The organism is Lysinibacillus sp. DFXJR4 (assembly GCF_057196045.1).
On the sequence record NZ_JBXUNW010000011.1, the window covers coordinates 1 to 23,678 of the forward strand.

Annotated in this window: 19 protein-coding genes; 10 read left to right on the forward strand and 9 right to left on the reverse strand. The window is 31.8% G+C overall.

Annotated features, from left to right (window positions below):
- The first annotated feature begins 730 nt into the window (after positions 1-730).
- Genes AC2CGN_RS18135 through AC2CGN_RS18145 form a run of 3 tightly spaced genes read left to right on the forward strand, consistent with a single transcriptional unit; the run spans position 731 to position 3,340 of the window.
- Positions 731-913, forward strand: coding sequence for a DNA modification system-associated small protein (locus AC2CGN_RS18135; protein ID WP_484515380.1), 183 nt, complete (start codon positions 731-733; stop codon positions 911-913).
- An 11-nt stretch (positions 914-924) separates the two neighbouring features.
- A complete protein-coding gene (gene dndD, locus AC2CGN_RS18140) occupies positions 925-2,964 on the forward strand; it encodes a DNA sulfur modification protein DndD (protein ID WP_484515382.1) in 2,040 nt (679 codons plus the stop codon).
- A 1-nt stretch (position 2,965) separates the two neighbouring features.
- On the forward strand, positions 2,966-3,340 hold the full coding sequence (locus AC2CGN_RS18145) for a hypothetical protein (RefSeq protein WP_484515384.1): 375 nt from the start codon (positions 2,966-2,968) through the stop codon (positions 3,338-3,340).
- Positions 3,341-3,388: 48 nt separating this feature from the next.
- Here the strand turns inward: AC2CGN_RS18145 and dptH are convergent, their stop codons facing one another.
- The 3 genes from dptH to dptF are packed head-to-tail and all read right to left on the reverse strand — an operon-like array spanning position 3,389 to position 12,326.
- Complete coding sequence (gene dptH / locus AC2CGN_RS18150; protein WP_484515386.1) at positions 3,389-8,662, reverse strand: DNA phosphorothioation-dependent restriction protein DptH; 5,274 nt, start codon at positions 8,660-8,662, stop codon at positions 3,389-3,391.
- Positions 8,643-10,046: a DNA phosphorothioation-dependent restriction protein DptG gene (gene dptG / locus AC2CGN_RS18155; protein ID WP_484515388.1), complete on the reverse strand. Its 1,404-nt coding sequence runs from the start codon at positions 10,044-10,046 to the stop codon at positions 8,643-8,645. The genes dptH and dptG overlap by 20 nt, the downstream gene beginning before the upstream one ends.
- 3 nt (positions 10,047-10,049) lie before the next feature.
- Positions 10,050-12,326, reverse strand: coding sequence for a DNA phosphorothioation-dependent restriction protein DptF (gene dptF / locus AC2CGN_RS18160; RefSeq protein WP_484515389.1), 2,277 nt, complete (start codon positions 12,324-12,326; stop codon positions 10,050-10,052).
- Between the two features lie 155 nt (positions 12,327-12,481).
- Here dptF and dndB point away from each other — a divergent pair, with 155 nt between their 5' ends.
- Genes dndB through AC2CGN_RS18185 form a run of 5 tightly spaced genes read left to right on the forward strand, consistent with a single transcriptional unit; the run spans position 12,482 to position 18,654 of the window.
- Positions 12,482-13,528 carry a DNA sulfur modification protein DndB gene (gene dndB, locus AC2CGN_RS18165; protein WP_484515391.1) on the forward strand — a complete coding sequence of 349 codons (1,047 nt, stop codon included), beginning with the start codon at positions 12,482-12,484 and terminating at the stop codon, positions 13,526-13,528.
- Between the two features lie 30 nt (positions 13,529-13,558).
- Positions 13,559-15,160 (forward strand): DNA phosphorothioation system sulfurtransferase DndC, encoded by a 1,602-nt coding sequence (dndC, locus tag AC2CGN_RS18170; protein ID WP_484515393.1) that lies wholly within the window; start codon positions 13,559-13,561, stop codon positions 15,158-15,160.
- Positions 15,161-15,173: 13 nt separating this feature from the next.
- Positions 15,174-17,141 carry a DNA sulfur modification protein DndD gene (dndD, locus tag AC2CGN_RS18175; RefSeq protein ID WP_484515395.1) on the forward strand — a complete coding sequence of 656 codons (1,968 nt, stop codon included), beginning with the start codon at positions 15,174-15,176 and terminating at the stop codon, positions 17,139-17,141.
- Positions 17,142-17,155: 14 nt separating this feature from the next.
- Positions 17,156-17,530, forward strand: coding sequence for a DndE family protein (locus AC2CGN_RS18180; RefSeq protein WP_484515397.1), 375 nt, complete (start codon positions 17,156-17,158; stop codon positions 17,528-17,530).
- Positions 17,527-18,654: a cysteine desulfurase family protein gene (locus tag AC2CGN_RS18185; protein WP_484515399.1), complete on the forward strand. Its 1,128-nt coding sequence runs from the start codon at positions 17,527-17,529 to the stop codon at positions 18,652-18,654. Before AC2CGN_RS18180 ends, AC2CGN_RS18185 begins: the two co-directional genes overlap by 4 nt.
- 547 nt (positions 18,655-19,201) lie before the next feature.
- On the opposite strand, the gene AC2CGN_RS18190 is transcribed toward AC2CGN_RS18185, so the two are convergent.
- From AC2CGN_RS18190 to AC2CGN_RS18205, 4 genes are all read right to left on the reverse strand, one after another.
- Positions 19,202-19,666, reverse strand: a complete 465-nt coding sequence (locus AC2CGN_RS18190; protein ID WP_484515401.1) for a hypothetical protein — start codon at positions 19,664-19,666, stop codon at positions 19,202-19,204.
- Positions 19,659-19,793, reverse strand: a complete 135-nt coding sequence (locus tag AC2CGN_RS18195) for a hypothetical protein (protein ID WP_484515402.1) — start codon at positions 19,791-19,793, stop codon at positions 19,659-19,661. Before AC2CGN_RS18195 ends, AC2CGN_RS18190 begins: the two co-directional genes overlap by 8 nt.
- Positions 19,794-19,903: 110 nt before the next feature.
- Complete coding sequence (locus AC2CGN_RS18200; RefSeq protein WP_484515404.1) at positions 19,904-20,203, reverse strand: hypothetical protein; 300 nt, start codon at positions 20,201-20,203, stop codon at positions 19,904-19,906.
- Complete coding sequence (locus AC2CGN_RS18205) at positions 20,187-20,498, reverse strand: hypothetical protein (protein ID WP_484515406.1); 312 nt, start codon at positions 20,496-20,498, stop codon at positions 20,187-20,189. Before AC2CGN_RS18205 ends, AC2CGN_RS18200 begins: the two co-directional genes overlap by 17 nt.
- Positions 20,499-20,626: 128 nt before the next feature.
- Between AC2CGN_RS18205 and AC2CGN_RS18210 the strand changes: the two genes are divergently transcribed.
- Entirely contained in the window at positions 20,627-20,971 is a 345-nt protein-coding gene (locus AC2CGN_RS18210; protein ID WP_484515408.1) for a helix-turn-helix domain-containing protein, read from the forward strand.
- Between the two features lie 96 nt (positions 20,972-21,067).
- Here AC2CGN_RS18210 and AC2CGN_RS18215 read toward each other — a convergent pair whose 3' ends face one another.
- Positions 21,068-21,406, reverse strand: coding sequence for a nucleotide pyrophosphohydrolase (locus tag AC2CGN_RS18215; protein ID WP_484515410.1), 339 nt, complete (start codon positions 21,404-21,406; stop codon positions 21,068-21,070).
- A 1-nt stretch (position 21,407) separates the two neighbouring features.
- Positions 21,408-23,045 (reverse strand): DNA/RNA helicase domain-containing protein, encoded by a 1,638-nt coding sequence (locus tag AC2CGN_RS18220; RefSeq protein WP_484515412.1) that lies wholly within the window; start codon positions 23,043-23,045, stop codon positions 21,408-21,410.
- A gap of 385 nt (positions 23,046-23,430) precedes the next feature.
- Between AC2CGN_RS18220 and AC2CGN_RS18225 the strand changes: the two genes are divergently transcribed.
- A complete protein-coding gene (locus AC2CGN_RS18225) occupies positions 23,431-23,571 on the forward strand; it encodes a hypothetical protein (protein ID WP_484515414.1) in 141 nt (46 codons plus the stop codon).
- The last annotated feature ends 107 nt before the right edge of the window (positions 23,572-23,678 follow it).

Sequence of the window (23,678 nt, forward strand, 5' to 3'; positions counted from 1 at the left end):
GCGAGCAAGCGATAGCGCGCTTAGATTTAAAGCAAAATCTCAATTTTCCCTGTCCATTTTCTTGACATAGTATCATAGTTTAACTAATTTGCGCCGTTAGCACAAGAAGTGACTGCTCTTATTGAATAATCGCCTCCGTTAGTTCAGTAACTGTTGGATTGAAAGGAAAATCAATAGTATTGCCATTACTATCATCACACAAAAAAAATGGAATTTTCGTCTTTACTTAAATTTCGTACCTCATTCACAAGCAAACTTATAGAGATTAATATGATTGCGGTTTTCGTTAAGTTATCGTAAACAAATCCAAGTATTGCTAGTAGTAAAGTGACGCTAACAATAACAACTTGAATCTTCTCTAACTTGTTAAAAGTTTTTTTCTTCGTTTCTCCTTTTCACCTTCATTTGTAACAAAATTTACCACAAGGGACAGTTACTTCTTACACTAACCTGCCCCGTTCGTATAATTAACAAATTTTATAATTATGCATCAACTATATTATTAATAAGTCATTCTAGAAAGAATGTTAAAAAAGTCTGCTTTATTATTTTTTAGCACACTTTATCCGTTAATTTCACGTTTGATAAAATTGAATTATAAAAAGTTTTGTTTCCATATAGGTAAATATATATATATACTGTAATATTAAATATGATAAACAGTTTCATACCTTACTTACCGATAGGAGCATCTATTTATTTTCTAGATATTAACGAAGGAGATTTTTATATGGAAACGTTCGAAAAAAATTTAATTGAATCTTTGGCTGAAGAACATAACATTTCTTCAAAAACAATTACAGATATTTTAAAATCCTCAAATCGTTTTTCTTATGAAAAAACAATGTCTGGAAAAAGAATGGACGAGTATTATGGATTAATAAAATTTGCTGTAAATCATTTATCTAAATAGGAGTTTTTAAAATGATTTTCAAAAAACTAATTTTCAAAAATTATAAAACTTATTATGGTACTCAAGAGATTGACTTAACAATCCATAATTCGCACGATGAAAATAAAAATATTATTTTAATTGGCGGCTTAAATGGAGCTGGTAAAACCACTTTTTTAAAAGCAATCCTATACATTTTATATGGGAAGCGCGGTATTTCAACCAGCACAAATCCAAGTGAAATCGAAAAAGAATATGTAAAAATATTTTCTAATGTAATTAACAATACCTTTTTTGATGAAGGAGGAAATGAATGCTCTATCTCACTTACCTTAGAAACAGATTCTGGTGCTGAATGGATTCTTTCTGTGAAATGGTATGTAAATGCTTATAAAAAAATTGGGCATGAAGTTCGAGAATTAACAATTAAAGAGCGACCTGACTCATATCCCAAAAAAGTAAATATCGAAAACATTGATACATTCAATCAATTTATTGATCGTATCATACCATTCTATGCTGCGCCATTCTTTATTTTTGATGGAGAAGAAATTCGAGTTTTAATTGAAAAGCAAAACACCGAAGAGATGAAAAATGCAATTCAAAAAATTACTGGTATGAAATCCAACACACAGTTAATCGATGATCTAAATTCATTGAAAAATCGTCTTTTAAAAGAAATTCATAAGTCGAGTAACTCCGCCAAAATTGATGAAATGCAAAAACAATTTACAGAAGTTTGTAACCAACTTGAAGATATTACAGCTAAAGTTAATAACAGCAAAGACAAATTATTAAAATTAAAATATGATCAACACCATTTAACAAAAGTTCGCCAAGAAAAATTATTAAATAACTCAAAATCTCGCGAAACAATTTCTAAAAAAATTGGCCAAATTGAAGCACAAATTAAAGAAAAGCAAGAACAACTAACTAAACATTTCCAAGATAATATGATTTCAATAATATTATCTAAAAAGATTATCGCTTTAAAAAAACGCATTACAGATGAAAAAAAATATCGTGAACACAAGACATTGCGGTCAACTTTACTTCAACCATATGAAGACTTTATAAATCAGCTAATCCAAACACAAACTACACCTTCATTAACAAATGAGCAAATTAAACAATTAAAAGAAGCAGGTGAAAAGATTTGGTTTGCAAAACAGGCACAACAGGCAGAACCATTACAATATTTAGAGGAACTACATGATTTAAATAATAGTGATATAAACTATTTAATGAATTTAACCCCAAAATCTGTAACACCTTTAATTAGCCATATTAATGAGATTGATAAATTAAACACTGAACATGAACAGATTATGATACAGTTGCAAAATGCGCCAGAAGCAACAGATACAAGGGAAGAAGAAAAACAAATTGAAAGACTAACTCAATCAATTGGCCAAGAGCAGCTTCTTCAAAATTCGCGTTTAAAAAAGCAACAACGTTTAAGCGATGAAAAACGTACTTTAGAATCGCAATTATCTAAAAATAAGGTGACAGGTGGAAATGCTGATCAATTTTTTGCAGAAATGCAATATTTAGATCGTACAATCAAAGCCCTGATTAGATATGAAGAAGAATATACATTGCATAAAGCAAACGTTATAAAAATAGAATTCGAAACAATGCTGAAAAAGCTATTCCGAAAACAAGATGAATTTGGAAAAATCGAGTTTGATATTGAAACTTTTAGTGTCCGCTTATACAACGACAAAATGCAAGAGATTAGTATTCAGGATCGCTCTGCTGGTGAAATGCAAATGATTTCTTCGTCACTTATTTGGGCATTAACACGAGCATCAAACTTAAAATTACCGGTAGTCATCGATACACCTCTTGGGCGCCTTGATAGCCAACATAGAACGCATTTAATAGAATATTATTATAGACATTTGAGCGATCAAGTCGTCATTTTATCGACCGATACAGAAATCACACGTGAATACATCGATTTAATGACCGAATGCTCTGCTCGACAATATGTACTAGATTATGATGAGAAGAAAAAGTATACTATCATTCGCGACGGATATTTTAATTTCATTAAGGATGTGAAATAATTTGGGCAATAGTAAATTTAATATTTCTAAAGAAGCTAAAGAACTAATCGACTCACTAAAATTAATTTTAGATATTAACGAAACCCCTACAATTATTAAACTGGCCTTAGCTAAAGGTATTGCCTTCAGCAATGCAAGTGAAGGAAATGAAAAATTCAACAGTAAAGATCAATGGTTAGTTCCTGAAAATATTATTCGCGATAAAGAGTATCTACTCTTTAAACACCTCATCATTAACGAACATACTAAAGTAATATCAGATATAGAAATTAACAGTTACTTTGCTTTTTATATTGAAAAAGGCATACGTATTATTCAAATGCAAATCGATAATAAAACATCATTTGAAGATATCCGTGTTGCAATTCTTATTTAAGAAAATGGCTGCACCAAAAGAGAAAAAATCTTTTGGTGCAGCCGCTTTTTAAATACGTTCCTCTAAAGATGTAATATTCACAACTACTGTACGTGGTTTCGAAAGTCCACTATTATTTTCTAATTGAGGTCCTTGTATGATACATTGCCCTTTTCTTAAGTTCAACAATTTGCTTTCCCAATATTTACGATCGCCTTCTTCATTTACTAATGTATTAGCAATATAACTAACATCTTCATCTGACTGAGCAAAGTAAATTTTTTGCGTTGCATTTTGTAAGCGCGCTAATTCTCCTGGCTCCATTTGGGCCTTTAAAAATTGTGTTGCAAACCAAGCTGACCAACCAAATTTACGTCCTTCTGTTAATACACGTGCAGATGGAGACTCCTCTTTATGGTCCAAATTTTGCGCTTCATCCATAATAACAGGCATTGGACTATATTTAGTCCCTTGACGAATAGAGAAATTCCATAAATCCCATAAAATAAATTCTGTAATAATTAATTGAACATCTCGAGGGAAGCCTGTCAACTGAATAACAAACACATCTCCATCCGATTCAATATGTTTCTTCCAGTCAATTGACTCTTCATTTGTAAAAGGTTCACGGTCAATTAAAGGTCTTAACTGTGATAAGGTTTTTAGCGCTGTATTTGATCCTTCTTCTTCTAGTAACTCTTTCAAATGACGCAAGGTCATATTTTGATCATAGCGAGATAATCCAACTAGAATCCGATCATATAGCATGTTTTGTTGTTGAATACCTAATGTGGGATACACCGCAGCAAATACACTCTTCACTCGTTCAGCAATATCTGTATCCGTTTCTGGAAGCTCAATTCCACCAATGTTACGTATATTGCGAGTAAAAGGATTAATTGGGAGCTTTTGCGTATAAACGATGCGTTGTTTTAATTTATCGCTTAAAGCTGTAACAAATGACGTCTCTAGCTGGTTCGGTAAAAAACCTTCTGTATAATCAATAATGACACTTGAGATGCCTTGCTTTGATTTCTCTAGCAATAAACATTGCATAAAGTACGTTTTGCCCTGACCCGATTTACCTGAAATTAGTAAGTGACGATTTGCTAACTCATTATGACCATATTCCCAATAAATATCTTTATTCGAATTTTCAGGTTTACCTAATAAAATTCGAACTTCTTCGAGTTTTGTTTGAACCATCTCCCTAGGCTCCTCCTTTACTACTACTGTTAAAACATTCGTTTTTTCTGATACCATTTCTGTATTTTCTACAAGTTGGACTGGTTGTGTTTCAATCGTTGAGGCTACTTCAAGCTTTTCAATATTGGTTATTTCTGATTGTATCTGCTTGACGATTTCTAATTGTGGTTGCTCATGTTCAAACCTTAAGACAGGTTTCTGCATTTTCTGCACCAAATCTACCATCGTGCCTTCACTATACAACTTTTTCAAAAATCTTGTTTTAAGAAAATCCGTCTCTTCAACGTGTAACCATTGATTTATTTCATCCATTTGCTTGACAATACCATTAAACCCATCTTCCATTGAGAATTCAATCATTTGAATTTCGTCTTCTACGTAAGATGAACGAGCAGATATACCATCTTTAAATGAAACAACAGCTCCTTTACCAATCATCGTAGTAAGGTGATCTGTAATTTTAAAATCAAGCTTGACTAGTTTCTCGACAATAACATCTGATAATTGATAATCCTTACTTGGCCAAATATCACCTTGCACCATTTTATTAGCGTTTGACAGTAGAAGCTGTACAAAGAAATTTTTATAAAACTTCTCTTTAAATGTACCTACATAATCATTAACTATTACATTCATTAACAAGTCTTTCGTTTTATTTACTTGTTCTTTTGCTTTATTAATAACGTCATTTCCATTTATGCCGATTTTAACTTCAATCGGATAGAAATGCATAATTAATTCTTCTTGATAATTCTCTAAACCAATTAATAATAAATCATCGCTTGTTGGACCTTTAGAACCTAAGTTTTTCGCAGAGAAGATTCCTCCTGCTTTCGATAAATTAAATACACCTGCAACACGTAAAATTTCTTCTAGTGAAATAGGTACCCACTTAATATTTGGATGATCTAGAATTGCCAGTGCATATTTAATAGCTGAAATGATACTTAGTTTCTCACGATCTGCATATCCCTTTGAACCAATAATTCTAAGCAACCATTCTCCATTAAATGTATTAAAAGCTTGAATTGTATTTAAAATATTATTTTTAGAACCTTCGATATCCTTTTTCGTTAAAAACTCTTTAATGACTTCATAATACTGTTCAGATTTATTTGTTACAGTAATTGCGTCAAATTTATTTGACGATGTATACTGATCGCTATAATGAATCACTACTAAATTGTTATTAAATTCTTTGAAAAAAGCTAAATCTACAGTCGGATCAATGAATGTTACCCAATGTGAGTTCTCGAAAATTTCTAATAAAGTCGTCTCATCCTCAGTATCTACACGCGATAATACTGTATTTGCTTTAATGTAAGAATCATTACCCTTATTACGAGAGTTCCCTACTAACTCATTCACGTAATAGGCTGTCTCTACTAAATAATCGTTTTCTCCAATTGAATAACCTTTTACACCGAAACCAGACTTATAAGTTTCTGCATCGCGCATAGCAGGCACACTTGCATAAAGACCGTTTAAGGCGATATCTGAACGCATTTCTTTCATAGATTGTATTGCTGAACTTTCTTGTGCATACATTTTATAAAATGTAATATGTGCATAATGTAAATTCCAGCCATGATCACTACTTGTACTTCTATAAAACAATAAATTCTCACGAATAATTCGCACTGCGGCTTCTCTATCAATATCCTTTGAAACATTAAATTTTAAATTTGTATAGGCTTCAACTTGTTCAATTGTTTTAAGTTGTGCAAACTTTTCAAATGCACTTGTAATAAGTGAATCCGTATAAAGTGTTACTTCAATTGGCTTCACATAAGTTAAACCTTTAGACGCCATTTCTTTAAGCATGAAGCTTAAAATACCTTTTAACACTTCTTTATCATCAGGCAGATTCATTACATTTATTAAGATAGGCGCTTTAGAAGTAGGTGTAAATAAATATCCAAAGTGCTCTTTAAACTGCTTCATTTTATCTGAAATAACATTTGCTAGATATTGAACAGAATCTGCTGCTGTAACTTTATTTACAGACTTTAAAACTAACCATTCTGGAGCATCCTCTTGATGTTGAGGGCGAAATAATTCGTTTCGTTCAACAAATGGTAATAATGCTTCTGGTGAAAGTCGACTCAAAATAAGATTATTAATTTCCTCTGAACCTAATTCTTCATAGATTTTTAGTTTATAAGCCGCCATTAAAGGATGGAATGGAGTGATATAAAGCGTATCCTTCGCTTCAATAACGCCTAATTGAAATAAATTTACGCCTTTTTTACCAGCAGGTTTCCCTTCTGCGAAACTATCAATCTCTTTAATGTAAGCTTGAATATATTCTTTTGCACGCTGCGCGTATTCGTCTGAAACATGCGTTAAACTTGGAATCTTCGTCGCTGTTTTAAAACATGCAATAAAACGGCTATAAGCTTCTCTCAACTCTTCACTTAACTCAACAGTAATCGGCTGTAAAATACCCGACTCCAACTTACCAAAACGGAATGCTTTGTCGATCCATTTATATTCCCATTCAAAGTAATTTAAATAGCTAGATTGAATATAATACTCTCGATGATTATGCATTAAACGATTTAACTCTTTCACCCAAACCATATCAGATTTCGTTTCTCGTATAATCTTCCAAATCCGTTGTCCTGTTATAGGTATAGAATCTACTGAATCACTATTCACTAAAATAGGCACCACTGTGTCATTTGCGCTCAAACTAAACGTAATATCAGCTTCATTTTCAAATAATATCGGGTTAATCGAAACATTGTACGTTCCCAATTCTTCAACATCAAAATTCACATCATTATCTTCAAGCACTAAATCATTTATAGGATAACCTGTTCCGAAATTTAATTTATTACTTCCTAAAGGAATTGAAATTTTCCCTTTTTTGGCCTCGATGTTGTAATGAGCTTCTACACCTTTTAGCAAATGACTTGCTATTGGTAAAATACAAATAATGAACTCTGCGCCTAAAGCTACGCGATCATCATGTTTATATGAAAATTGAGCGAATACTGGCTTTTTATTTTCCGTAGGAATTTTTATATGGATATTCGAAGTTTTCACATCTACTTCTACTTCCTTCACACTTTTGGCTTGCTTAACAAATTTTGCATTTAACGATTTAATTTGGCCTTCCAAATTGAATTTAGCTACTAATAAAACTTCTTTATTATGCTCTGGATTAAAGACGATAATATGTCGCTTTCTTCGCCCAGAAGAAGTAGCTGCGTGTTCACGATTCCATACCTCAAGCTTGTCCTCTGCTTGCACATCAATAAGTGATACTTTTGCCAATTTATTTTCAGTTAAAAATTTCTGACGATTTTTTGAAACCTCCGTAAAAGGTGTATCTTCCCAACCTTCACCCTGCATTTCTCTAGCTCCGTCTACAGTGAAACATTTTTGCAATTCTTCTTCTGTATTGCCGTATTCATTTGCTCCTCGTACCAAGTCGTATAGTTCTCTATTTTCAGCTATCCTATTCTTCAAACTTTTACCTGAAAAGGTTTCTAGATCCGGATCATTGAACATCCCTAAGCTTCGATAATCTGCCGCTTCAATTTCACCTTTATATAAAGTCGTTAAAATTTCTTCTAGTTCGAAAATAGATAATCGAATTAATTTATGGTCGTTAATCATTTTTTCTAGGTAATCATTTAATATAAGCTTTTCTGCTTTTTTTAGAGAACTTTTTGAAATTTTACCGCTTAAGCTTTCTGATAATGAAACAACATGTAATGGCATTCCTTCACTTTGTACATCTAAGCTTCCTCCAGGAATCGTATCTAATTGTTCAGATACAATACTGATTAAAGCTGTGTTTTTCCAATCATCTTTTTGTTCACTGACAAGATTTCGAATCAACGCTAAATAATCTGTTAAAACATATTCATTTGTATGAGCTACAACTAACTTTACATCTTCAAATTGCAACGCAAATGTTTCATATAAATTCCCGAACTCATGCTCATATTGAAAACTTTGTACAATGTTCGGTTCGACCGTTTTCAAAGCTTCTGTCATGGCTTTTACTTCATCTGCCTGGTCAAAGCGTAAGAAAAAGCGATTCCCTGGCTGAATATTATTATTAGGATTTTTCCAATACTGAATGAGTTCTTCAGCTATATAGTTATAAAATTGGTTTGACATATTGAACATCACCACTATCACTTTTTTTGTCTAAAATATTATGATTCTCAAATAATGCAAGAATCTCTTCGATTGAATATCGATCGAATGTAATTCCTCGCTTTTCGAATTCTTCTAGTAGCGTTTTAAAAGACATACGCTTATCCTTAACGATGACACTTGTCATTAAAATTAAAAAGTCATGAGACATATTTAATATATTGCCTAAGTTACCACGCGACTTTAAAAAAGTCCCTTGTCCTAAATAATCAATTGATTGGCCGAATCTCAACTTTGCATTAACATGCATTCTTTCACTTACTAAATTAAAGAGTAATTGTAATAAATCTTTTATATCGTTAGGCATTCCTAATGCTTGTTCATTTTTTTCCGACCATTCTACATATGTCACTATTAATATTTTTAGGTCTTCTTTAAAACGTTCAATATAAGACTCACCATGGGCTTCTATTTTTGCTAGCAGTGCATTGTAACTCATAACATCATATCCTGACTCATCTTTATTGAAAATGTTATGACTTAAAAGTTGCAACACATATTCATGCACGAATAAATTAGATGCCATTTCTTTTACTCTTTTATAACTGCTTGAACATATACGTTTTTTTGTTACTGATTCCCATTCAAGTGCAAAATATAATGGTTTAATTTGTGTCGAGCTTCCTCTCATAAAACGCTCAAATTGTAATAAACATTGAATACTGTACATAAATGTATAGTAATTTAAGAAAATCTCAAAATTACTTATGAAGTAATCTCTATGCTGCATTAAAAACTTTAAATCTTCTTTAAATAATAGTGTGAACTCAGGTAATATATCTACGTATGTTTGTTTCTTATTTGATTCTTCCTTTTCCACAATTAAATGTTCAATTTCTCCAATAATTAACTTCATCAACACGTGATCAGTTTGTTTATTTTTGAAGATTTCTTCAAGTTGATCATCATTTCCAATGATATTATTCTTTAAAAATTCCGCAATGTTTCGTAATATACTTTGATTCTTTTCACTCTCGTCAATAAAATTATAAAGATACGTATGAACGATATTAATACGATCCCCTTTAAATAAATACGTATCGATTAAACGAATAAAGTCTACCTTCGCTGCATCATTTGGAAAATCCACTTTATCGGTATTGGCTATAAATTCACTGAGTTTATATGAACCTTCAATATGATGGAATTGTAATTCATCCAATTTTCGGGTATTTAATTTATAGTTTGTAACTGCTCTAGCTAAATCACTTACAACAACATTAAAGTTCCCTTTAATTTGCGCTGTGTTTTTTGTTAAAAAAGGAAATACCTTTTTTGGTTTTGCTAGAATATGTTTTGGCGCTGCTGGGAATTGAATCTCATTTACTAAGAGTACATGTTCCATTTATTAATCCACCTTCTCGAATACAAAAGCTTGATTTTGAAACTCATCGATTGTTAATCGATATTTTTTATTTTCCGCAATTAAATCAAAGATCAACTCTTCATTTTTATTTCCAAACTCCATTAGTTTGTCTAAAAACTCAATAAATGTTGTTGCATCTTCTTCATTTTTTTTATTCGGACGATAACCATTTGCTACCTTATGTAACAGTTGGAATAAAGAATAATCTATATCTAAAACTGCAAAATCAGATTTATTTTGATTTACATACTTAACAGTTATAAATGTTTTAAATGTTGGAAGCTTAACTTCATTCGGGCTTTTTATTTCCTCCAAATATGGATTCAGCCTTAAATGTTGGACAAGCGCAAAGTCATTTTCTAATCGAGTTAAATAGATATGGTCTGTAAGTGGCGTACCTCTCCAATTAAAAATCGCCGCTTTTAAAAGACGGTAAAACTCTCTAATTTTCGGTACTTGATGTTTATTGAAACTATATAAATAATCCAAATACTTTTCATATACTTCGTTCGTACACTCTTTTACAAAACTTTCATCCGTTAAATAAATTGTTGATACGAGATGCATAATAAGTTGCTCAAAGACTTCATTTATAGCATCTACTTCATTAGCAAGTGGTTTAACCCATGATTTTGCTATTTCATTTAGCAGTCGACTTTCAATCAATCCATTCCAATCAGATAAAGTGTTCAGTGTCACTAATAGTTCATCGGCAGCTCTTGTTCGAAAATGCAACGGATTTAATAAATATAAATAGTCGAGTAACTGCGAACGGCCTTTACTGTTGAATAGTAAATTTGGTAATGTTTTCGCTAACTTATCATAATGATTGTAATTAGTACGTTCTTTGTAATCATAAGGAATTAAAATATCTGCTATAAAATTTAAAAAGTGTCTAGATGATACACTATGTTTATAACGAATCATTACTTCAATCACTTGTTGTACAACTTGCTTTTGAGCATACTCATCAAATAAAAACTTATAATTTTCATGAACAATTGTTGACTTACCTTCTTCCAAATCTTTTTTATAAGCTAGATAAAAAGGATTGTCGTCACTTACTACACAGATCTTTTGGATTAAGCTTAAAAAATAATTCGACTCAACACCAGACGGCGTTAGTTCGAACATTTGATAATCAGCAAAGGAAATTAAATCAAATGGTCCTTCTTCTGCATGTGTTAAAATTTTCGATGTAAATAAATCACTTTGTTCAATAAATTGTTTTAACTTATTATAGCTGAAATGCTTATGCTCCCGATTGACAAAGTTATTTAAAACACCTAAGTTTATTGCTATAACTACTTTTTCCTTTTTCTCCTCAAAGTGTTGATCTGAGAAGTTTTTCAAAATCTCTTCTAATGTTTCAAGTGCCGTTTTAGAAGGAGAGAAACTCTCTGTTGCATCATTAAAAATCAAATAGTCTTCCATTAAATCTTTTCGATTACGATTTAAATAAGCCAGCAAATGTGATTTCCCATCCCCAACACTGCCACAAAGTAAAATTAAATTACTTTTTTGTTCTTTTGCTCGTTTTTCAAGTACTTCTTCTATTTTCGATTGAATAGGGCGCTTTACATGCAAATATTCTTTAAATGCACTAAATGTATTTGCATTTTCCACTGCTTCAGCAGAGGAAATCCTCAAACGACTTAATTCTCTGATCAAATAACTATCGGCAGGTTCTTCAAATAAATAAGCCAGTTGGTTTTGAGCTTCTTCTCGAGCATAATCTTTTTCTTCAGACGTTATTTGCTCTATTGGCTTATTTTTGGTTAATGCCATATTCTTTAAAATCGCCAATACTTTTGTTTCTATTAATTCCTCAGATGTTTTTGGTACTTGTGGTAACTCATAAAGAGGAAGCATTCTTTCATCATGCGTATAAACTTCAAAGTACCATTTAGCGAGATTATACATTTCCTTATGTGCACTGTATGCTGCACTCATGTCATTATGATCCGGATTATGAACCGCACTGTTACCCGAACGACGAATGACATCTAACGATTGATAAATAGATTTTTCAATATAACCGTGCTCATATAGATAGTGAATCTTTTCTGCTAAGTTTTGATTCGTATACTTCGGTAACCTTTCCATTTCCCATACTGAATTAACTATTACTTCAATAAATAATCGGGCTTTCGACAGTGCACTATTCAAATCAGTAAAAAATAATTGCTCCATTTGCTTCGCACATTTTGCAGCATTCGGAAGCACTGTTTCTATAAAGCTCAGAAAATATTTTTCCATAAAATTCGCTCCTAAATAAATATTACTCTTTCCTTTATTTTTACATATAAATAATAATTTATCAGCCTTCTTTAACATTTATTCAAATAATATTGAAGAATTAATTCTCGATGATATAATAAATCATTATTACGTACGTAAAAGGAGTTTAAGTAATGGACTTATCTTTCACTTATAATTTTCCGGCACTTCGTGGCCGCCAAGCCAATAAATCATATTACGTTGTAATGTGCCCTCTACGATTAATTCCTAAAATATTTCTATTTGATGAGGAAGAGATCCCAGTAGAATATCGCTCGCAGCGTATCCTAAATCGTTCAAGAATTCCTTTGTTAACGAGCTATATTGTAGAGAACACCGAAGATTACGTATTTTCATCTATTACAGCTTCTATTGATGGTGAAATCTCATTTGAACCTTTGGGTACAAATAACTCAACACAGGATCTTGGTTTGTTAAAAATCGCCATGGATGCTCGTTTTTTAATTAACGATGGACAACATCGTAGAGCAGCAATTGAAGAAGCCTTAAAGATTGCACCTGAGCTTGGGAATGAAACAATCTCAGTAGTTTTTTTCCATGACACAGGTTTAAATCGTTCCCAGCAAATTTTTAGCGACTTAAATTTACATGCAATCAATACAACTTCATCCATCGGTATTTTATATGACCACCGTGATCCACTTTCCACAATAACAAAATCTTTAGTAAATGAAATTCCTTTTCTTAAGCGTTATACTGATAAGGAAAAAGTTACGCTCTCCAAAAACTCACCTAAAGTCTTATGCTTAAACTTCGTGCACAACACGAATAAGCGTTTACTAAAGAAGACAAAAGGCGATGATATTACTGAAATAGAGCAACTATTATTATTTGAATTTTGGGAGTCTCTCTGTGAAAACATTGCTGAGTGGCAAGCTATTATTAATAAAGAACTCTCACCAAAAAACCTTAGAATCAACTATATTGTAGGACACAGTGTCTTCCTTGAGTCTGTCGGTGAAGTAGGTCGACAATTAATGGACGAATATCCGGATACTTGGAAAGAAAAGTTGAAATTATTACGCTCCATCGATTGGAGTCGAGCAAATACAGAAGATTGGCTCGGTCGCACATTTAATGCAAATGGTCGTATCCAGAAAACTAGTCATTCTATTAAAGCAACAGCTAAACGTATAAAGGAACTTATAGAGCAGTTATAAAACACTGTTTATTTTGAAGGAGTGAAAAAAATGAGCGGTGGCGGCATTATTAGTAGTTTGTTTTCGAACAAAAAATCGATTGTCGAACAAGCAAAAGAACAAATTAAATTAGCTTATAAAGAAGATGACCGACCGTGGGTTGTCGGTTACAGTGGAGGAAAAGATTCTACAGTAGTTGTACAGCTAGTATTTGAAGCATTGTCAGAAATGGAACAAATCGAATTAACCAAAAAAGTTTACGTAATCTCTTCAGATACTTTAATTGAAACACCACTAATTATTAATTCGATAAATAAAACATTATCATTAATTCAAGAAGCTGCATTTGAAAAAGGCCTACCTATTGAGACTCATAAAGTGAAACCTGAACCTAAAAATTCATTTTGGGTCAATTTAATTGGTCGCGGATATCCCTCTCCAAACCAAACGTTTCGTTGGTGTACAGACCGCTTAAAGATCGAACCTGCTAACTATTTTGTCATGAATAAAGTATCATCTTTCGGTGAAGTTATTATGGTATTAGGTGTACGTGAGGATGAAAGTATATCTCGTGGAAATAGTATTCGTGAACACTCTATTGAAGGTCAACGCTTTATGCGTCATTCTACGTTATCTAATGCATTTGTATATGCACCCATTCGAAGCTTTACTGTAGATGACGTTTGGGATTATTTATTAAATAGTCATTCCCCTTGGGGCGATGACAACTATGAGTTACACCGTTTATATCAAGATTCTAATAGCGGCGAATGTCCTTTAGTTATTGATAAAAGTATTAAAGAAAGTGCTGGTTCATGCGGAAATAGCCGATTTGGTTGTTGGGTATGTACCGTCGTCACTGAAGATAAAGCATTAACTGGCTTTATTCAAAGTGGACATGATTGGATGAAACCTCTACTTGATTTTCGAAATTGGTTAACGACAATTCGTGATGATCGTGATAAACGTATGAAATATCGTATGAATGGTCAAATTTATTTCCGAGATATACGGGTAGCTGAAGATAACGGTGAACTTTACGTAATGATTCCTAAAAAATCTGGACGTAAAGCCATGAAAGTTCCCTTTAAAGATTACGATATTGTAGAAAAATATGAAATTCAAGATTACATCCAAAAACACAATATTGACTTAAGTGCTGCTGAGGATCAAAAACTTTTAATCCGCTATGAAGAAGAATCATTAAATGGCATCATTGTTGAGAAATACGCTCAACTTGGTCTTGGTCCATATACAATGGAAACACGACGTGAAATTTTAACAAGATTATTAGCGTTACAATGTACAATTCAACATCCCGAAGACCCGCATTACGAAGTAATTTCCGAAGATGAGTTAAAAGAAATTCGTCGTACTTGGCTTAAACAAGGCGATTGGGAAGATTGGGTGCCTATGCTTTATAAAAAGGTCTATGGGCAACAGCAGAATATTATTTGGGAGCAAGATGACCGTCCTCTTTTAGATGCTGAACAAACTTCTCAATTGGAACTTTTATGTAAAGAATTTAATGTAGACATTAAGGTCATGCGTAAATTAATAAATGTTGAAAAAAATTACGCTGGATACAAATTCCGCCGTGGTTTAAATGACGAAATCGGTAAAATCTTAAAACAAGATTATTTACATCTATAGAAGAGGTAGAACTATGTATTTGAAAAATATCGCACTTGTCAATATCGGTGCCTATAAAGGCTACAATAGCTTTAATTTTGAAACTACACTAACCAAAAATGTATTACTAATCGGTGGTGAAAATGGCGCTGGTAAAACGACCCTTTTGAATGCGATTAAATTAGGTTTATTCGGATCTTATGGTTTTGGATATAAAACCGAAAATGCCGATTATTTCAATCATGTTAAGAGCATTTTAAATAACAATGCGAAGAGAGTTCAAAATAACGATTTTAGTATTACAATTCAATTTTCTATTGTTGATAACCTAAAGAAATTTGAATACGAACTAAAACGTGAATGGACTTTAATAAATGAGCAAGTTAAAGAACACGTTTTTTTAACAGAAAACAATACATTTTTAGATGCTCAGAATATCGAACTATTCAATGCGAAATTAAAGGATATTATGCCCCCACAACTTTTAGACTTTTGCTTATTTGATGGTGAAGAAATTGCCCAAATTGTAACACAAAATACACTATCTAGTTATATTAAACAATTATCTAAAGTCGTATTCAACTTAGATTTATTCGAAACGTTAGAATCAGATTTAGATAACTATTCAAAACAACAGATACATGGTAAGAAAATGGATGCTATTGAACAAGAACTTTACGAAGCAAATCAGAAAGAAAAACAGCTTCGTACAGATATTTCTACAACACTTCGTGCAATCGAATATAAATCTACTGAATTGAATAGTATTAAAGATGAATATTTAGAAATGAAATCGACTTTTGAAAAATTTGGTGGCCTAGTACAGCAAGAACGCGAAGATTTATTAAAACAAATCGCTCAAATCGAAACAGAACGTAAACATCGCGCTGAAACAATCAAACAATTTGCTTCCACCTTCTTACCATTCTTCATAATGAAAGAAGTAGTAAATCAAACTCGCGAACAAATTAAAAATGAAGAATCGATGCAATTGTCTCAACAGCTAGAAAAGAAGTTATCTTCGGACATTATTCTTGAGCTATTTAATAAAGTAGAGCTTCAAGGTGATTTTGCAAAAGCAGAAGAAATTAAAAACCATTTAGTGTCACTTTTTAAACCTAAAAAAGGCGACACGATGATTCATGGCGCTTCATTCTCAGAATCAATGAAGGTTGAACAGATTTATAATGTCACCCAAAAAGATTTGCCTACTGAACATCTAAATCTTTTAAATCAAAATCAATCAGATTTAAAAACGATTCATCAACTTAGAGAAAAAATTAATGTACATGATTCAACAGATGAATTCGGGGAACTCATTCAACATATGGACGAATACAGTATCCAAGTCTTAAAGCTAGAACAACAATTAGAGCTTGAAGAACAAAATCTCTCTACCCTTAAAAATGAATTAGTTGCATTGCTTGAAAAAATTAATAAAATTAAATCGCAAATACACAGCTTTAATAAAACTTCTGGTTCTTTACTCGAAGCACAAAAAATCATTGCTTTAAGTCGCCGCTACAGAGATATTCAAATTCACCAAAAGCTTAAGGACGTACAAATTGAAGCTACGAAAAACTTAAAGAAAATGTTACGTAAGCATGACTATATTTCTTTAATACAAATCAACCCTGAAAATTATGATGTAACACTATTAGATGCACATCAAAACATTTTAGAAAAACGTATGTTATCAGCTGGTGAAAAGCAGATTTTACTGATTTCAATCATCTGGGCTATCTTTAAATGTTCAGGCCTTCAAGTACCATTTATTTTCGATACACTTTTAGGTCGTCTTGATAAAACACATAAGGTAGCTATTTTAAATACATTTATTCCGAACTTCGGTAAACAAGCAATTATTTTAGCGACTGACAGTGAAATTGATGAAGAACATTATAATATTTTGTCACAGCATGTGGCACGTGAATACACATTAAACTTTGATCCAATTAAACAACAAACAAAAATTCAAAAAGAATATTTTACTTTTAATTAAACGGAGAAAAACATATGAATTTTCGATTAAAAACGTCAAAAGAGACTGGTGAAATATTAAAGTCTCTACAACATTCAACTGGATTAACATGGAATGTTCTATCGAGAATTGCAGTTGCTTTTTCGTTAAAAATCCCTGTAGAGCCACCATGTGTTCCGGATACTGGCGGTGTTGAAATTCATCGTAATACGATGACAGGTGAATTTGATTACGCTTATAAAGCTTTAATTAGACAACATGCATGTAAACATATCCCAGAAGAAGAATACTTCCCTGACTTATTCAATCGTCACATCGAACGTGGCATTCGAATCTTGGAAAGTGAATATAAACTTTATGGAAACTATGAGAAATTATTAACCAACTTATTAAAAAATGAAACTAGGTGATTTCTTTGTTATATCTTGATAATTCAGCAACAACCCCTATTCATCCTGAGGTTAAAGATTCGATGCTACCCTATTTATTAGAAGAATTCGGAAATCCTTCCAGTAAGTATTACGAGATTGCTAATAATGCAAAAGAGGCTGTTAAATTCGCACGTCAATCTGTAGCTAAATTATTAAGTTGTCGCTCTGACGAAATTATTTTCACAAGTGGCTCAACAGAAAGTAATAACTTTATTATTAAAGGAATTGTAGACAAGCGTAAGAACTTTGGAAAACATATTATAACGACAAACGTTGAACATCCATCTATATTAGAAGTTTGCAAATATTTAAGTCAAAATGGTTTTGATTTAACAATTTTAGAAGTGAATGAAAATAGTCGTATAACAGTTGAACAATTCCAACAGGCACTACGCCCTGATACTATATTGGCCTCAATCCAATGGGCTAATAATGAAATTGGTGCTTTGAATCCTATTCAAGAAATTGCAAAGATATGTTTAAATCACCCTGTCTTTCTCCATTCAGATGCGACTCAATTAATCGGAAAATACAAAGTGATTTTAGAAGAAATTGAAGGTTTAGATGCTATTTCTATTTCCGCACATAAATTTTATGGCCCAAAAGGTGTTGGCGCGGTTTACTTGAAAAAAGACCAATATAACGTCTTTCCAGACATTACGCCACTTTTACATGGTGGTGGTCAAGAAGAAGGATTAAGAAGTGGTACATTAGCAGTTCATAATATTGTTGGTCTAGGAAAGGCTAGTGACATTGCTTTTAAATCATTAAAGCAAAATATCAATCAATTAGTTGAGTTAGAAAACTATTTAATTACGCTACTCAAAAATAAGTTCCAAGAAAACATTACTTTTAACCATCCTAAAGAACATAAAGTTCCTGGTATCATTAGTGTTCAATTCAAAGGTATTAACAATGAAATTTTAGTGAAAAAGTTAGCACCAATTGTTGCTGTTTCAACAGGTTCTGCATGTAGCTCTGCAAAACCTTCTCATGTATTGGCTTCTATTGGCTTGGGATTAAATGAAATCCGACAAACAATTAGAATCTCTCTTTCTCCTTATATTAAACTCGAAGAACTAAATATATTTAATCAATTATAAAACACAAAAGCAATGTAAAGAAACTAAACTTACATTGCTTTTGTGTTTCTTCTATTTCGGCTATCAGTCATCTAAAAAGCCATTTTGAATTGCATAATCGTACATCTTAACTAATTAAGATTGTAAGCCCGAAATATACAAAAACAGCAAATCTTCTCGGTACACACGACGAATGGCCTGGATGTTGAGAATCCGATACTATCAAATATCTTATCTAATAAATAACTCCATTATCGACTTATATGCACATGAAAAGTGCCATTATTAAAAAATTGAAGGCATTATAAAAGGATATTGCTCAATAGTTAACCCCTGAGCAATATCCCTTTCCTTTGTGAAATCAATTATAAATATATGAGTTTTAAAATACTGAACCGGAAATCCTTATACTGAAGAATCAAACAATAGAAAAGCAAGGATTGCAGAAGAAGAACTCGGCATAACAGTCATCATTATTCGTTGCAAACCTGATAAATTTTAATCCATAGACAAAGTAAAAACCTCTTTTTAATCTCTGTGTCAAAAAGCTTTCCTAAAGTGAATTCTTCTAATATAAACTTTGAAGATTATTTAAAAATGATTCACATGATTCGACAAGCGAATTATTTACTTGCACATACTGATTTAGTAGATAATAATCCATCGTTGTCAAACCTTCCTTAAGAGTATATGCAGACTGTTCTAAATTTTGGTAAAGTGACAATAACTCTTGTTGCACATTCTGAGTTTCATCTATTCCTGAATGCGACTGTACTTCCGCTGCCTGTCTCTTAATCTCTTGTAAAGTAGTTTCTAGCGTTTCTAATGCGGATGTAGCATTCCCCGAAATTCCAGCATTATATACCTGCAACAATTTATAAATACTTATATAGTCAAACTTATAATTTCGCCCCATTCCTGGATCATCAAGATATTTAAATTTACACAGCTTTGCAATGTAATAGAGTAAACTACTATCATTTATTTTAAGAATTTCAGAGACTTCTACTAATGTATATCGTTGTTTAAACACTTAAAATTTTTAAAAACTCAGGAAAAAGCACTACTTCTTGATCACTATACTTTATTAATGCATTATAAATTTTATCTTCGGAAAACAATATTTTCAATTTTTCGATTTCTATATTATCTTTATTCAACTGCGTCACCTCTTACATTACAAGGATTTCAAAATTGAATTTACAAGTTATAGAAAAAGCAGTTTTTTAGAAGATTTTGCTTACCAAAAAACTGCATAATTAAATGCTATTTAAAAAGATATATGTGTTATAGTTCCTTTTCCACGAATATATATTTCACGATTCTTAGCTTCATTAATTGCTTTGTTTACTATTGATTCATATTGTTTAGTGGGTACACTCTCATATTCTAAATTTATCCCCACGTGAGGTACACGGTAGCCTTTTGCCTCAACTAATACCCTTAGTTCTTTAAATAATTCAGATGTAATATCTTCATGTGCTAAATTCCGTGTTGCTTCTTCATCCTCTAAACTCTCTACAATTTTGTATACATCCATCGTGAGTTGACCTTTAAAAAGTACTTTCATCGTTTATCGATCTCCCTGGTATTTTTTCTCTGAGTACAATCCCATCTAAAAAGCCTTGCTTATATATATCTTGAAATAATAGATGCTGATAATTAAGAATTGATTTCTGTATCAACTCAGAAATTTCTCTAACCTCTTTTTCACTTATACCAGAAAGAGTTTTAAATAATTTCTGTTCAACATCCTTAACCATTTCATTTTGGTGATTCCTAAACACTTTATTATGATAAATCACATCAATCCTTTCATCTATTAATAGAATAAGTGCTGATTCGAAGTTTCCGATAACGTTCAACCCCTTCTATTACCTATTATGTATATTTACGTATTAAGTATAATTTATTTTCTATTGATTGTAAAATGCAATAATTGTACGATTAATTAAATGATTAATGTGGAGTTGAAATCATATATATGAATAACTTGCAAATAGGACAGTTAATACGTTCGTTACGCAAAGACAATAATTTAAGTATGAGCGATCTTGCTCAAAAGTTAGATATCTCTCAAGCATCTATTTCACGAATAGAAAGCGGTATTCAGGAAGCGAATTATACACTGTTAGGTGAAATTTGCGAGCAATTTGGCCTAACGCTTAGCTCATTCTTTTTATTACTGGAAAACAAAGTTGATACAACTATTAAGATTCCACAAAATAAATCTCTACAAAGTGAAAATATAGATGACGAATTATTTAATATCATTAAAAATTTATCAGAGGAACAAAAAAAGGGATTATATGTACTGTTACTTCCCTATATCAGATAAATTTCCATAAGAAAAACCTTAGTTTCTCGTATTTAAACGAAAACTAAGGTTTTTTAAACTGCTATTTAGATGAATATTATATATTTGTATTAATAATTATATCTCATTGTATTTAGTATTTTTACCAGCAAACTTTTCAATAGGATACTTTTCATTATTTTTTTGAAGTTTATTATTTATTATATTTACTAAGTCCATATCCGTATCATTCGCAAACAATATTGCATAAATTAAAATATCCGCCAGCTCATCCTTCATCTTATCTAAATTCTTTTCAACTGCTTCATCACTCTTTTTCCATTGAAATAGCTCTAATAATTCACTTGCTTCAAGTGATAATGAGAGTGCTAGATCTTTGGGATTATGGAATTGCTGCCAGTTTCGTTGGTCTCGGAAGTGCAAAATGTTTTCACGTAGTTGTTCTAACTCGCTCATGCTATTCACCTTCTTTTTGATATTTTAAAAGTTTATTACGTAATGCTTCATCACTTGAATAAATGTACAGCCCCTTAATTCCTCGCTTCATCAAGATATTGATTGAGTTTAGGACGATTTTTTCCTTTGCTTCATTTACATTTTCAATTCCGTCCATACCTGTATACGCACCTTTGTCCATATACTTACTCGTATCAATAATGATTTCATCTTTAGTATGGTCATATTGAACAGAAGGTCCAAGCACGACCCCAACATAATTTAAATCAAAGCCTTGTATTGTATAAATTGAACCAGCTTCATGAACCGTTTCTGCTTTTTCAGCCCATGTATATTTCGTACTTGTTGTATTCCATGGTAGCTGGTATTCACCATTTGAATCTTTCACATAGTAGGTCTCACCATCTTTTTTATGTAAGTAATCAAAAGTTGATACAATACGACTTAAACCATGCTGTGTATTTTTGGATTTAATTTCATCATGCATGTCCCTCAAAGATTCAAACACTTTAAATTCATAGTTTTTATCTTTAGGAAGCGGCAATAATTTTTTCCGCTTGAACTCGTTTATCCAATTGATTACGTCATCATTTGCTTGCATGCGGAATTGGTTTGTTAACTGGTATTCTTCGTGAAAAGTACTTAATTTCTTAAGCCCTTCTAATGTTGCTGCTCCCCATAGGCTCTTCAGTTTTAATACTTGATCTTGATCATAAATGATGACAACTACCTTTGCTAGCCTCAACAGCTCCTCTAAATGATTGTTGCCATGGAAGCTGTTATAAGTATCTGGCTTTGTTAAAAGTAAATGTGCTTCATCAACAAAAATGATATCAGCCTTTTTTCCCTCTTTTTGCAACATATTAATCAGAGATGTAGGTTTTGCAAAGTTTTTCCCTTTTAAATGTTTCACCTGTTTTGCTATATTTTTATATGTTTTGAACATTTCCTCATGGTTCACAGCTAAATAATTTTCTGTACGATATAAGTTTGAGGATGCTTCTTCAGCTCTTTCTTGAATGGTGTTGAAAATAGAACTTAAGACAACACTTTTACCAACGCCCGCTTCACCTTCAATGACTAATAGACTTCCATATTTACTTGAGCTTTGAGTTACTCGTTTCTCACAAAATTCGAGTACTTTATCTTTTAATTCAAGTTGTTCTAAAGATAATTCTTTGAAAGGAGATAATTTAAAAATATCTTTGTTTTCAATCACATGTAGCTCATTGTCGACAAGCTTTTGTTCATATAGTTTTTGCCAAAGTTCTTCAAATAGTTGCTGATCGTAATAAGGCTTATTGTAGTAGTTATGAGTAAAATCGCTAGCCGTCTTACTTTTATTTTGAAGCATATATTTTTCATCACCAAGGAAGTAGTTAATCAGCTTTGTCTCTAGATGAAAGGTTGCTGAACGATTAAAGTGTTCGTGCTTAATCAAATTTACTTGTTTAATATTTTTACGTGCTTTTAAATGAACTTTCATCCGATTTTTAAAATAAACAGTTTCACCAATATAAGCTTCTTTATTGCCATTTAAAACATAAATGACTGGATAATTTAAATACTGCTCTTTGTTGTTGATTTGATTGATACTTTCTTGTATAAAAGGCCATGATAGTATTTCGATAGCTGTCATTTCTTTACTCCTTATCACAATACTCTGGTTAAAAGATATATATAATTTAACTAAACATAATTTATATTACTATTTTATCATAATTATCCCTTTTTACTTGTAATAGACTGCTGCTCAAATGGAAGCTCCATTATTCGCAAATTATATATACAATCTGCAACTTTAATTCATTTAAGAGGAAATTGTTAAGTTGTGGTCTGGGTTTATCAACATTCACAAAAAAGATAATTTTTCAATTGTAATTTAAGTACTGATAGGCTTGTATTTACGGACAAGCAATATAATATTCTATTCCCTTCAAAGGCATGGGACTGATGCTATAATATCCAAAAAAATATAAACTAAAAAAGATTTCATCTCATGGTTTTAAAGGACGAATGCTACAATGTACTATACAACACATTACGAAATAAAGAAGCAGTTGGGTCATAGCTTTAAGGACATTACATCAGATATTTATATTGTTGAAACAGAGGAAATCAAAGCTAATGCATTTGAAAATTTTATTCAGTATATGAATTATTAGAACAAGCTTCGTTTTGGCTTGTTCTTTTTATTTGTCTTCAAACTCTAATTGTCTTCAAACGCTTTACATAATATGATAAGTATGGAAGGTACTACTCTATCTTACAC

Excerpts from the sequence above, each read along its gene's own strand:
- dndB (WP_484515391.1), top strand. The coding sequence starts at position 12,482 with ATGGACTTATCTTTCACTTATAATTTTCCGGCACTTCGTGGCCGCCAA.
- dptF (WP_484515389.1), bottom strand. The coding sequence starts at position 12,326 with ATGGAAAAATATTTTCTGAGCTTTATAGAAACAGTGCTTCCGAATGCT.
- AC2CGN_RS18200 (WP_484515404.1), bottom strand. The coding sequence starts at position 20,203 with ATGAAAGTACTTTTTAAAGGTCAACTCACGATGGATGTATACAAAATT.
- AC2CGN_RS18180 (WP_484515397.1), top strand. The coding sequence starts at position 17,156 with ATGAATTTTCGATTAAAAACGTCAAAAGAGACTGGTGAAATATTAAAG.
- dndC (WP_484515393.1), top strand. The coding sequence starts at position 13,559 with ATGAGCGGTGGCGGCATTATTAGTAGTTTGTTTTCGAACAAAAAATCG.
- AC2CGN_RS18220 (WP_484515412.1), bottom strand. The coding sequence starts at position 23,045 with ATGACAGCTATCGAAATACTATCATGGCCTTTTATACAAGAAAGTATC.
- dptH (WP_484515386.1), bottom strand. The coding sequence starts at position 8,662 with ATGTCAAACCAATTTTATAACTATATAGCTGAAGAACTCATTCAGTAT.
- dptG (WP_484515388.1), bottom strand. The coding sequence starts at position 10,046 with ATGGAACATGTACTCTTAGTAAATGAGATTCAATTCCCAGCAGCGCCA.
- AC2CGN_RS18215 (WP_484515410.1), bottom strand. The coding sequence starts at position 21,406 with ATGAGCGAGTTAGAACAACTACGTGAAAACATTTTGCACTTCCGAGAC.
- AC2CGN_RS18225 (WP_484515414.1), top strand. The coding sequence starts at position 23,431 with ATGTACTATACAACACATTACGAAATAAAGAAGCAGTTGGGTCATAGC.
- AC2CGN_RS18135 (WP_484515380.1), top strand. The coding sequence starts at position 731 with ATGGAAACGTTCGAAAAAAATTTAATTGAATCTTTGGCTGAAGAACAT.
- dndD (WP_484515395.1), top strand. The coding sequence starts at position 15,174 with ATGTATTTGAAAAATATCGCACTTGTCAATATCGGTGCCTATAAAGGC.
- dndD (WP_484515382.1), top strand. The coding sequence starts at position 925 with ATGATTTTCAAAAAACTAATTTTCAAAAATTATAAAACTTATTATGGT.